This is a genomic window from Dehalococcoidia bacterium (assembly GCA_028711995.1).
Taxonomy (GTDB): domain Bacteria; phylum Chloroflexota; class Dehalococcoidia; order SZUA-161; family SpSt-899; genus JAQTRE01.
On sequence record JAQTRE010000022.1, the window covers coordinates 20325 to 31473 of the forward strand.

Sequence of the window (11149 nt, forward strand, 5' to 3'; positions counted from 1 at the left end):
AACACACCCCTACCGGAATCTTTTAGCAATCCGCTGTTCCATCTCCAACCCCTCGGCGAGCGGCAGGTCTAATCCTCTGGTGATCGCCTCCTTGGCATATCGGACGGCCCTGGGGTCATAGCACATGATCCGACGCGCCAAAGCCTCGGCCTCGGTGAGAAGATTGGCACGCGGCACCACTCGACTCACCAGTCCGATCCGCAAAGCCTCGAAAGCATTGATGCGCTCGGCAGTAAGAACGATTTCAGAAACCATTCCCTGCAGTACCAGCCGGGGCATCGTCTGGCTGCCTCCGGCGGTGGGAACCATGCCAAGGTTGGCTTCCGGAAGGCCGAACTGGGCATCTTCAGAGACGATACGGATGTCGCAGCACATCGCCATCTCAATCCCCGCCCCCAGGGCAAAACCGTGAATGGCGGCGATCATCGGCTTTTGAACGCTCAAAAACATGCCCCAGAGGTCTCGCTCCCAGCGCACCTGCCTACCGATTGTCTGAGAAGGTACAGTGCCGAATTCGGAGATATCGGCCCCGGCGGAAAAGGCTTTCTCTCCAGCGCCCTTGACGATCGTCACCAGCACCTCGTCGTCATCCTTGATCGCCGGAAGGACTTCGTAAAGCTCGTCCCGCATCTTGATGTTGACGGCATTGAGCGCTTTGGGCCGATTGAGCGTGATGGTAGCGATGCCTTCATTTTTCTCGTAGATAATATTCTCGAAGGCGCCCATCATTCCCCCTTAAACTCCGGAGTTCGCTTTTTCAAAAAGGCGTCGATGCCCTCGGCCCGGTCTTGGGTGCTCTGCAAGAGGAACGAGAGATCAGCCTCCAATCCGAGCCCCTGACCAAGAGTCATATCCATTCCCTTGCTGATCGCCTCTTTGCCGTAACGCTCGGCAATCGGCCCCTTGGAAGCGATCTTCTCCGCCAGCGCCTCAACAGAGGCAGCAAGTCCAGCCGAAGGAACCACCCTGTTGACCAACCCCACCCGATACGCCTCGTTGGCATCAATGATATCGGCGGTAAGGATCATCTCCAGCGCCTTGCTCTTGCCCACGATCCGCGGCAACCGTTGCGTTCCTCCCCCGGCGGGAATGGAGCCGCAAGCGACCTCCGGCAGCCCAAACTGCGACCCCTCTGCGGCAATCCTGATATCGGCAGCCAGCGCCAGTTCTAATCCGGCCTCCAGGGCATATCCGTCGATCGCCGCAATAACCGGAACATGCAGCCCTGCAATCGCTTTGGAAGCCATGTCAGCAGCGAGCAGACTCTCCGGATCGCCAACGTTGCCACCGCGGGAGAATGTCCCTGCAGACCCGGCGATGATGACCACTCTGATCGCTTCATCGTCGTTGATCTGGCGAGATACATCCTTCAACTCCTCGGCAAATGCCCGGCTCACGGTATTACCGGTATCGGGGCGGTTCAAGGTAATGTATCCGATGTTGTATTTTTTTCTGAATTCGATGTATTCCATATTCTCCTCTAACCCGTTTTTTGAAAGGAAGCTACGCTGTCATTATAATGAAACCAGTTTTTATCCGTTCGCCCTGAGCTTGTCGAAGGGCCGTTCATGGTTCGACAGGCTCACCACGAACGGTATTCCAGCCTTCGTGGTCCAAGGAATCGCGCCTACGTGATTTTCACCTTGCCGTATCTCTCCCACTCGCTGTAAACACAACCGCAATACTTTTGCAGGTAAAGCCCCAACTCCTGAGCCATGCGGCGGCTCTCCCGAAATCCGCCGCGAAAGTCCTGATAATAGAACTCCACTCCATTCTGACGGCCAACCTCTTCACCGATTTCCTTGAGCAGATCATGCTTCTGATAGGGGCTGATCAGCAGAGAAGTGGTAAACGCATCGAAGCCTTTTTCGCGGGCCAGTTGCGCCGTCTTCCCTAATCGCAGGCGATAGCAATCGGCACACCGTTCAGATTCGTGGCCGACCACCGCACGAAAGAAATCGATCATGTCGTAGCCTTCGATGATCGTCAGCGGCAAGTTCACTTTTTCAGCTAGGGCCCGCATCGATTCCAGACGCTTCTGGTGCTCGGTGAACGGATGAACGTTCGGGTTATACCAGCAGGCGCTGACTTCAAAATCATGCTCCCGAAGCGATTTGACCGTATAAGTCGCGCAGGGGCCACAACACGAATGCAGGAGAATCGAAGCCACAACACCTTCCGCAAGATCGGCCAAGAGGCCGTTCAAAATCGACTCCATTATAGCAAATCTGGGGAAGGGCCGATACAAAAATCCGGCTTTCAGTCGCAGGCTCGTCCTAGCCGGAGGCCATCACCCCACCATGTACGTGCCAGTGCCTACTGCAATAAGCACCTGCTGATCATTGCGCAATTCTGATCGAACCACTGCCACTTTCTTGCCCATGCGAAGAATACTCCCGGAAACAACAAAGTCAGTGCCTTCCCCCAGAGCCAGATAATCAATGCGCAGGTCAATGGTGCTGACTTTCATCAGTTTCTCCTTCAATAAGGGGCTATCGGCATAATGCAAGTGAAGGATAAAGCCGCCAAAGGCATCCAGAATCGCCGAAATCACCCCTCCATGCATGATCCTGCTCACCGCGTTTCCCATGAATTCGTCCTTCCAGGGAAATCGCATACAGGAATTCTCGGCATCGAATACATCCCGGGTCAGGCCCAATATTTTGTAGAACGGCACCCGGTTGCCATGGACTTCCACAATCAATTCCTTGTTCTTCTTCACATCTACGGTCACAATGGTCACTCCTTGAAACAGGCGTCGGGAACATACTCCAATTGAAGGTTCCGCATCAAGTATACGAGTTTGGCAATTCAATTTCAAAACGCACCGGAAAATGACCGGGGAATAAAGGAGAATGACTGGCTTGGACACCTTCGCCTATCAGGAGAAAGGCAAGCATGCGAATGCTGCTTTCGGTCCGAATCCAAGCATTGAATCGCCAGGCCGATTGATATAGAATGGAAACGCTCGGCAGCCAGAGTTGTCAGTTGACAGTGATCAGTTGTCAGCATGAAAACGGATGACTCAGCCCAATTACCAATGACTGATAACCAGAAGCTGATCACTTAAACAGGAGAGCCATGAAAATCCCAAAATGCAAAGGGGCTTCGGACTGGATGCCCCAGGATATGCGCCAATTCCGCCACATCGAAGAGGTATTCCGAAAAAGCTGCTCGGGCTGGGGATACAACGAGATTCGGACTCCCTCGCTGGAATACCTGCAACTTTTCACCTCCGCCGGGACTCTCAGCCCGGAAATGCTGGGCCGGTTGTATTCCTTCCTCGATTGGGACGGCTGGAGCGGGGAAAGGGTGGTCTTGAGGCCGGATGGAACGATTCCCACCGCCCGGCTCTATGTGGAGCAAATGGCCGATATGCCGCTCGCCCGGCTGTGCTACATCGAGAACATGTTCTCTTTTGAGGGATCGGGGCAGGAAGCCAGAGAGCGCTGGCAGTGCGGCGTGGAACTGATGGGCAGCGCCGAACCGGAAGGCGATGCCGAGCTGATCCTCCTGGCCCTGGAGATTCTGAGCAAACTCGATATCACGCCGATCACCATCAAGCTTTCGCACGTGGGCTTGTTCAGGACACTGCTGAAGGAACTGGGATTGCCCCCGGAAGAGCAGGAGCAACGGCTTCTGGAAATCCTCACTGGCGATATCAGAGCGCTGGGCAAAATAAAAGGAGAGTCACCGGAAGTCAATCGATTTCTAAAACTGCTCCTCGACTTGCAGGGAACTTCCCACGGATTTCTGGAAAATCTCAGGAGCGTCCTTCCGGAAAAGCTGGCAGCGGTCAAGCCTTATATCGATAGCCTAGCCGGAACAGCCAGCCTCCTGGACAGTATCGGCCAGAGCTATGAGGTGAATTTCGCTTCCGGCGAAGGGTTCGAATACTACACCGGAATGGTGTTCCAGTTCTACGGCAGAGGGGAACTGGTAGGCAAGGGCGGCCGGTATGATGAGCTGGTTCCGCTCGTCGGCGGGGGGAATGTTCCCGCGTCTGGATTTGCCCTTTTTATCGATAAGCTGATCTGCCTCATTCCGCAGCTTTCGGGTTCCTCTCCAAAAATCCTGGTGAAGCAGGAAAGCGGACGCGTGGAAGAAATGAAGGCTGCCTTTGAGATCGCCCGCCTCTTGAGGGGAAAAGGCTATGCCGTCGAGATGGGCAAGAGCGCTGCGAGCGATTGCACTTGGATCATTTCATCGGCCAGAGATGGAAAATCCTTCACGCTGGTCAATGCATCAACTGAAAAGGATCAGAAAGGGCTTTCCTTCGATCAACTCCTGCAACGGCTGGGAGAGTCAAAGGAATGTTGAAGCTGGCCCTGCCCAAAGGAGCGCTCCAGAGCAATACGGCCAACCTCCTGCAGCGGGCCGGTTTCGGATATGCCGATTATCACGAGTCCAGCCGCGTCTATCGTCCCAAATCGCAGGGATTCCCCGCACTTTTCACCAAGGTTTTTCACGAGAAGGACCTGGCCGTTCAGGTAGCTATCGGCAACTACGATCTGGCCATTTGCGGGCTCGATTGGATCATGGAGCTGCTGGTCAAGTACCACAGCGATGCGATTGTGAAGGTGCGCGACCTTGGCTACGGCCAGCGTAATCTCTATTTGGCCAGCAGCCGGTTTTCGGCCATCCGCTCAGTCGCCGATATCAAATCGAGTTCCGGCCCGGTTCGCATCATCTCCGAGTACCCTAACATCGCGGAGGCGTTGGCCCTGAGGTTCCGATTGCGCAACTTCAGGATCATGCCGGCCTGGGGTGCGGTGGAAGCCTATCCGCCGGAGCATGCCGAACTGGCCATCATTCCGGCTACAACATCCGAGGAACTCAAAGCCAAAGACCTGGTTCCGATAGCCAGGATTCTGACCGGCAATGCATGGCTGATCGCCAACCGCAACAGCCTGGCCCGAAAGGATCTGAGTTCCCTTCTGTTGCCATTTCACCAAGCTGCCCCGGAAGCGGAGGCGGATCGGGATATCTCTATCTCCGAGATCGATTCCGAAGAGAAGTTCGAGTCATCCGTCTTCCCCGATGGAGAGGTATCGCTAGCCTTGGCCGATGGACATCAGCAAAGCCATACCAACAAGTTCCTCAAAAAAGCCGGGATCAAGATTCGGAGCTACCGCCAGCCTCCGCCAACCCGCAGGCCTCAGATTGAATTTGAAGGCGTCAGCGTGAAGGTGGTCCGACCACAGGACATGCCGGGCCAGGTGGCCAACGGCAACTTCGATCTGGCGGTCACCGGAAGAGACTGGCTGAGCGACCACAAATATCAGTTCCCGGCCAGCCCTGTGCAAGAACTGGTCAACCTGGGATTCGGCTGGGTGCGCATTGTGGCGGTGGTGCACAACAATCTTCCGGCGGAAAGCACCGGCGATTTGCGTCAGTTGCTTCAGAGCGGCCAGATTCCGATATTGCGCATCGCCTCCGAGTATACCAACATCGCCGATAAGTACGCCCGGGACAATCACCTCTCGCCCTATAAAGTGATCCCCAGCTGGGGGGCGACGGAGGCCTATCTGCCCGAGGATGCCGATGTTCTGATTGAGAATACGGAGACGGGCAAGACTCTGGCCAAAAACAATCTCAAAATTATCGAGACGCTCTTTGAATCCACCGGCTGTCTGATCGGCAATTCCCTGAGCCTGACTGATCCGGTCAAAAAGGAGCGAATCGAAAGGCTTGTTGAGATATTCCAGAAGGGGCTGGCGGCACCCTCGCCCTAGTGGGGACCACCTGTCGATGAAAACCGTTTCTCTCACCATTGATAGCCAAAAGATCGAGTCTCCTGCAGGACACCCTATCCTGTGGGCAGCGCTGGATCATGGCATCTACATCCCCAACCTGTGCGCCGTCCGCGAGGCGGAGGAGCCTTTCGCCGCCTGCCGCCTTTGCTTTGTGGACATCGAAGGATATCCTGAGCCGGTCACTGCCTGCACTGAGCCGGTTTCCGAAGGAATGGTCGTCAATACTCGCCATCCGCAAGCGCAAGGCATGGCGCGAACATCTCTGGAACTGCTTCTGGCCAGCCATCCGGTGGACTGTGCCAAATGTGCCGCCAACGGGCGGTGTGAGCTTCAGAGATCCGCCAAGCACTTGGGAGTCAAACTCAAAACGAAACGGTTCAAGAAACTGCTGCGGGACCTGCCCATCGATTCCAGCAGCCCGGTTTTCATCTACGATCCCAACAAATGCGTACTGTGCGGCAAGTGCGTGCTGAAATGTCGGGAAGTCGGTCCGGGGGCCATCGGATTTGCCCATCGAGGGTTTGAGCGAATCGTCACCTCGTTTGGCGATCAGCCCATCGGCCAGTCCAAATGCAACGGCTGTCGGGAATGTGTGGCCGTCTGCCCCGTAGGCGCGCTATTAGAAAAGAAGAGTAACTAGAGATCAGTTGTCGATTTTCAGAGAGTGCAGGGACGCTTCCCTGCCGGGGGTTTGGGGGTGTCCCAAAAATTCTCTAGTCTTCCCCCAAGAGTGGGGGTCAGGGGGTTGATTTGAACTTAACCAAGAGGTTCCTTGATCAAAAACTCCCAACAAGGGGAATCCCGTGATCATCGTTGGACTTACCGGAAGCATCGCCTCAGGGAAAAGCACCGTATCGGAGACCTTCAAAGAGTTGGGCGCTTATGTGATCGATTGGGACATTCTGGCAAGGGAAGTGGTGCGCCCACATCAGAGAGCCTGGAACGGGATCGTCGACTATTTTGGCCGGGCCGTTTTGAATGAGGACCTGACACTCAATCGACAAAAACTGGGGGAAATCGTCTTCAGAGATGCGGAGAAGCTGGAAAAGCTCAATCAGATCACTCACCCCGCTGTGATCGAGGAAGATGAAGAGCAAACCGAAGAGATTGGAAAGCTTGACCCAAACGCCATCGTCATCAAAGACGTTCCTCTGCTGATCGAGATTGGCTTCCATAAGCGGGTTGACAAGGTAGTGGTGGTCTATGCCAGCAGGGAAAACCAGATCAAGAGAATGATGGCCTCGCGGGGGCTTTCCAGCACAGAAGCGACCCAGCGAATCGAAGCCCAGATGCCGCTCCGAGAGAAAATTCGCTTTGCCGATTTTGTCATCCAAAACGATGGTTCGGTCCAGGATACCGGAAAACAGGTGGAAGAGATATTCGCTGCGCTGAAAGCGCTGCAAACCTGAACTGTCGAAAAAAAGAGGTCAGGAAGCGTCCAAATTCAATTGTTAATTTTCGAGAGGGCGAAGGGACACTTCCCTTCCAGGGGTTTGGGGGTGTCCCCAAAATTCTCCTCCCCCAAGAGTGGGGGTCAGGGGGTTGATCCTCAAACCAGGGTTTCCCCAATTCGATACTCCGCGATGTTGTGACGGCAACTGATCCTTGCGGAGGCGATGCAGAAATCTCCGTCACAATAACTGAATCGGTGGATTTAACCGATCATCCTTCTGTATAATGAACCCATGACCGCAGAGTATTTTGAAGATGTCAAACTGCATGACGTGCGCCGGTCAAGAGAATATCTCGTGGAAGAACAGGAGATCATCGACTTTGGTAAGAAGTGGGATCCGGCGCTCATCCATACCGACCCCGTTGCCGCCAGAGAAACGGATTTCAAAGGCCTGGTCGCCTCTGGAATTCATCTGATGGCCATTTGCACCAGACTCGCCAATGAATCGCAACGCAGGCCTTCGTTTCTGGCCGGTTTGGGATGGGACGAAATTCGGATTACCTCTCCCGCACGGCCCGGCGACCGCCTCGTAGCCGAGATGGAGATGATTTCAAAGCGGGATTCCAAATCGAACCCGAACGCCGGTGTGGTTCGGTTCGTCAACCGGTTGGTGAATCAAAAAGGCGAAGTGGTGATCACGTTCAAAGGCGCGGTGTTGATGGAAAAGCGCCTCAAGACTTAGAGCCGTCCCCCGGTAGCAATAAGGAGAGGCGCCGATGTGTTTTTCAGCACCCTCCAGTTTTATAGCCAGCGGTGCGCTTGCCGCCTCTGGAATCGCGATTGCACGCATCCCAAAAGAGAAATCGGAAATCCCGCTCTCGCTCTGCCCACTGATCTTTGCCGCTCATCAGTTCATTGAGGGCATCCTGTGGCTCAATTATGATGGCGTTCTGCCAGGCGAATACCGATTGGCAGCAGTCTACGCCTTTGTCTTCATCGCCTTCGCCTTCTGGCCCATATATGTGCCCTTCTCGGCTTATCTGATGGAGCAAGGAAAGACACGACGAATGTTTATCCTCATCTGCCAGTTCATCGGCCTCTATGTTGGCATCACGTTTCTGAGCAGTATGATTCACAACCCCATCGATGCACATGTTGCGCATCATAGTTTTGCCTATCAAATCACTACGCCGAATAAGTTCCTGGCCCCTTACTGTATTGCCGTGACGCTTCCCTTCCTCATCTCCAGCAACAAAAGGTTGGCTGTCTTCGGCCTGGGGCTCACTCTTTCCTGCGCTATCGCTGCCTACATGGCAACTTCCACAACCTTTCCTTCGATCTGGTGCTTCTTTGCGTCCATTCTGAGCCTGAGCCTCTATCTATACTTCAGATACTCCCCCAAAGCGATGGGCATCGAGAGCCAAAAGAGAGGCCTGCAATTGAGCGTATGAGCTTCGCTTTCAGGCGATGCCAGTCTGGAGTTTTCCCCTGCGAAGCACACCGATTCGAACGCAATGCACAACATCGATCGAGGATGCCGTTTTGAGGAACATCGGGCGCGGATTCCTACCCCAGGGTAGAGGTGAATGGGTCTTGAACCAGATCATGCGCCAAGGGAGAAACCAGCTTATAGCTCTTCCCGTCCTCCGAGACAATGATGGTGGAATTCTGCGGGTTGTCACCCAGCTTTTCCCTCAGGCGACGGATATAGACGTTGAGGTAGTCCGGGGAATCGACATAATCCCCACCCCAGACCTTTTGAAGGAGAATTCGAGCGGAAACTGCCTTCCCTGCATTTCTTGCCAGAATATCCAGCAATCCGTACTCAATAGGCGTGAGCTTGACTGTCTGCCCATTCATCACCACCCTGTGGGTGGAGAAGTCGATCCAGAGGTTCCCGATTGTGAGTGACTCTTCAGCTGCATTGGGTTGCGGCATGGCTGAACGGCGCAACACCGTTTTCAGCCGGGCCAGAAGCTCAACATGGCTGAATGGCTTGGTCATATAATCGTCAGCGCCCAGATCCAATGCCCTCACCTTATCAAATTCTTCGCCCTTGGCCGTCAACAGCAGAATAGGAACGTCGGAAAACAGACGAATCCTACGGCAGACTTCGAAGCCATCGATATCCGGCAGGCCGATATCGAGAACGACGATATCGGGATAACAAGTCTGGACCATCTCCACACCGCTCACACCTTCAATGGCAGAGATAACCTTGGCTTCCGCCCAACGCAGCTGGAAGCATAATGAAATGGCCTCGACGATTTCCGGATTGTCTTCGATGATCACTATCTTCATACTTATACCTATTGCAGAATCGACTGTCTAGTTCTGATTCTAACTAACCGCAACTGGACCAAGAACGGTGTAGTCACGAGTTTCCTGTTGGGGTAATCCCCAAAAACGAGAGGGATAAAAGACTCAAATGAACCATCCGGGAAAGGGCATGAACCTCCTCCGGGCGCAGTTACGGCATGTCAGTTGAGAACGGACTTCTCCGGGAGCATCGCCCGCGCAGATTCCCACCCCAAAGCAGATTCGAAAGCGTCTTTTATCACAATTTCTGTCTGGGGCCTAGCAAGCCTGTATCCTGTGGTCCCCTCTGAGAGGATCAACCTGGGATCAAAGGGATCATCGCCCAGCTTTATCCGAAGGCGTTTGATATACACCTTTAGGTAATCATCGGCATCACTATAATTCGCGCCCCAGACCTTGTCGATGAGGACCCGGTTCAATACTGACTGCCCCACGCTCCTTGCCAGAAGAGAAAGCAAGCTGTATTCCGTAGGAGTGAGGCTGATATCTCTTCCATCTACTCGCACCCGCTGGGTGGCGAAATCGACCCATAAGTTACCCAGAATCAGGGGCTCCATCCCTTTCCCCATACCTCCCACACCTGAACGGCGCAACACCGCCTTCACCCGGGCCAGAAGCTCACCATGATTGAATGGCTTGGTGATATAATCATCGGCCCCTGCATCCAGGCCATGAATCTTATCGGATTCATTATCCCTAGCAGTGAGCATGATGACCGGCACCTCGGAGAAGAGGCGGATTCTGCGGCAGACTTCGAAGCCGCTGATATCCGGCAGGCCGATATCGAGGATCACAAAATCGGGACGCTCCTTTTCGATTAGAGCGATCCCCAGCAGGCCCTGGTTGATAGATACAGCCTTAACTTCAGGCAAGCGGAGATCGAAACAAAGCACAATGGCCTCGACTATTTCCGGATCGTCTTCTATAATAACGGCTTTCATGATCTCACCTTGCTATTCATGCCCTCTGACAGTTTGAGATTCGGTTTTTATGCCAAAAACCCGGGCTCTTGAGGGACTCCGTTCGCCATCGATCCCTGCACGGAAGGCAAACACACCGCGCATAAATTACTCCATGGTATCTCACTCAACTCCGATTCTAACGACGCCCGAACCGGAGAAGAAGCGGGTATTCATGAAACTTCTATGGGGGCAGTCCCCCAAAAATAGAACGAAGAGTGAAGGTGAATTGACCCCGCGCCAAGCAGCTTGCTATAATGCGGGCGTGATCATCGATTTCCATACCCATATCGTTCCCCCTGAAATCAAGGAAAGACGCCACGATCTAGCCTTGCGAGACCAGTGCTTTCGAGACCTTTTCGCTGACCCCAAAGCCAGGCTGGCCACCGCAGAAGACCTCATCGAAAGCATGGATCATGACGGCATCGATATCTCGGTGGTTCTGAATTTCGGATGGGCAAGCGCCGATCTCTGTCGGGAAACCAACGACTACATTATGGAATCCGTCAGCAGGTATCCTGAACGGATTGTTGGCTTCTGCTCCGTTCAACCGAATTCCAAAGACGCGGTCTCTGAGATCGAGCGGTGCGCCAGAGGCGGAATTCGGGGCATTGGGGAGATGATGCCTGATATCCAGGGGTTTGACCTGGGCAATAAGACGTTGATGTCACCCATTATCGAGGCGGCAAAAGAAACCAATATGTGCATCCTCACCCACTCCT

The 11149-nt window shown here is 54.0% G+C and carries 13 protein-coding genes; 7 read left to right on the forward strand and 6 right to left on the reverse strand.

Annotation, left to right across the window (positions count from 1 at the left end; translation table 11 throughout):
- Positions 1–9: 9 nt before the first annotated feature.
- From PHV74_05255 to PHV74_05270, 4 genes are all read right to left on the reverse strand, one after another.
- Complete coding sequence (locus PHV74_05255) at positions 10–729, reverse strand: enoyl-CoA hydratase/isomerase family protein (GenBank protein ID MDD5093772.1); 720 nt, start codon at positions 727–729, stop codon at positions 10–12.
- A complete protein-coding gene (locus tag PHV74_05260; protein MDD5093773.1) occupies positions 726–1472 on the reverse strand; it encodes an enoyl-CoA hydratase-related protein in 747 nt (248 codons plus the stop codon). Before PHV74_05260 ends, PHV74_05255 begins: the two co-directional genes overlap by 4 nt.
- Before the next feature lie 155 nt (positions 1473–1627).
- On the reverse strand, positions 1628–2218 hold the full coding sequence (locus PHV74_05265; GenBank protein MDD5093774.1) for an epoxyqueuosine reductase QueH: 591 nt from the start codon (positions 2216–2218) through the stop codon (positions 1628–1630).
- Between the two features lie 72 nt (positions 2219–2290).
- The gene (locus tag PHV74_05270; protein MDD5093775.1) at positions 2291–2734 is read right to left on the reverse strand and encodes a thioesterase family protein; all 444 of its coding nucleotides are present in this window, start codon (positions 2732–2734) and stop codon (positions 2291–2293) included.
- 347 nt (positions 2735–3081) lie between these two features.
- Between PHV74_05270 and PHV74_05275 the strand changes: the two genes are divergently transcribed.
- The 6 genes from PHV74_05275 (at position 3082) to PHV74_05300 (ending at position 8600) form a co-directional block, all read left to right on the forward strand.
- The gene (locus PHV74_05275; GenBank protein ID MDD5093776.1) at positions 3082–4320 is read left to right on the forward strand and encodes a HisS family protein; all 1239 of its coding nucleotides are present in this window, start codon (positions 3082–3084) and stop codon (positions 4318–4320) included.
- Positions 4314–5735, forward strand: a complete 1422-nt coding sequence (gene hisG / locus PHV74_05280) for an ATP phosphoribosyltransferase (protein MDD5093777.1) — start codon at positions 4314–4316, stop codon at positions 5733–5735. The genes PHV74_05275 and hisG overlap by 7 nt, the downstream gene beginning before the upstream one ends.
- A 16-nt stretch (positions 5736–5751) precedes the next feature.
- On the forward strand, positions 5752–6396 hold the full coding sequence (locus PHV74_05285) for a 2Fe-2S iron-sulfur cluster-binding protein (protein MDD5093778.1): 645 nt from the start codon (positions 5752–5754) through the stop codon (positions 6394–6396).
- Positions 6397–6559: 163 nt separating this feature from the next.
- Positions 6560–7165 (forward strand): dephospho-CoA kinase, encoded by a 606-nt coding sequence (gene coaE, locus PHV74_05290; protein MDD5093779.1) that lies wholly within the window; start codon positions 6560–6562, stop codon positions 7163–7165.
- Positions 7166–7441: 276 nt separating this feature from the next.
- Positions 7442–7891, forward strand: a complete 450-nt coding sequence (locus tag PHV74_05295) for a MaoC/PaaZ C-terminal domain-containing protein (protein ID MDD5093780.1) — start codon at positions 7442–7444, stop codon at positions 7889–7891.
- A gap of 34 nt (positions 7892–7925) precedes the next feature.
- Positions 7926–8600: a hypothetical protein gene (locus PHV74_05300; GenBank protein MDD5093781.1), complete on the forward strand. Its 675-nt coding sequence runs from the start codon at positions 7926–7928 to the stop codon at positions 8598–8600.
- 115 nt (positions 8601–8715) lie between these two features.
- Here the strand turns inward: PHV74_05300 and PHV74_05305 are convergent, their stop codons facing one another.
- Both PHV74_05305 and PHV74_05310 read right to left on the reverse strand, forming a co-directional pair.
- A complete protein-coding gene (locus tag PHV74_05305; protein MDD5093782.1) occupies positions 8716–9450 on the reverse strand; it encodes a response regulator transcription factor in 735 nt (244 codons plus the stop codon).
- 179 nt (positions 9451–9629) lie between these two features.
- Positions 9630–10409, reverse strand: coding sequence for a response regulator transcription factor (locus tag PHV74_05310; protein ID MDD5093783.1), 780 nt, complete (start codon positions 10407–10409; stop codon positions 9630–9632).
- Between the two features lie 193 nt (positions 10410–10602).
- On the opposite strand from PHV74_05310, the gene PHV74_05315 reads away from it, so the two are divergent.
- Positions 10603–11149 (forward strand): amidohydrolase family protein (locus tag PHV74_05315; GenBank protein MDD5093784.1); only part of this gene is annotated, 547 nt, incomplete at its 3' end.

Bases quoted from the DNA above. Each gene is read 5' to 3' on its own strand.
- PHV74_05285 (MDD5093778.1), top strand. From the start codon at position 5,752: ATGAAAACCGTTTCTCTCACCATTGATAGCCAAAAGATCGAGTCTCCT.
- PHV74_05265 (MDD5093774.1), bottom strand. From the start codon at position 2,218: ATGGAGTCGATTTTGAACGGCCTCTTGGCCGATCTTGCGGAAGGTGTT.
- PHV74_05295 (MDD5093780.1), top strand. From the start codon at position 7,442: ATGACCGCAGAGTATTTTGAAGATGTCAAACTGCATGACGTGCGCCGG.
- PHV74_05305 (MDD5093782.1), bottom strand. From the start codon at position 9,450: ATGAAGATAGTGATCATCGAAGACAATCCGGAAATCGTCGAGGCCATT.
- PHV74_05310 (MDD5093783.1), bottom strand. From the start codon at position 10,409: ATGAAAGCCGTTATTATAGAAGACGATCCGGAAATAGTCGAGGCCATT.
- PHV74_05300 (MDD5093781.1), top strand. From the start codon at position 7,926: ATGTGTTTTTCAGCACCCTCCAGTTTTATAGCCAGCGGTGCGCTTGCC.
- PHV74_05275 (MDD5093776.1), top strand. From the start codon at position 3,082: ATGAAAATCCCAAAATGCAAAGGGGCTTCGGACTGGATGCCCCAGGAT.
- PHV74_05260 (MDD5093773.1), bottom strand. From the start codon at position 1,472: ATGGAATACATCGAATTCAGAAAAAAATACAACATCGGATACATTACC.
- PHV74_05255 (MDD5093772.1), bottom strand. From the start codon at position 729: ATGATGGGCGCCTTCGAGAATATTATCTACGAGAAAAATGAAGGCATC.
- hisG (MDD5093777.1), top strand. From the start codon at position 4,314: ATGTTGAAGCTGGCCCTGCCCAAAGGAGCGCTCCAGAGCAATACGGCC.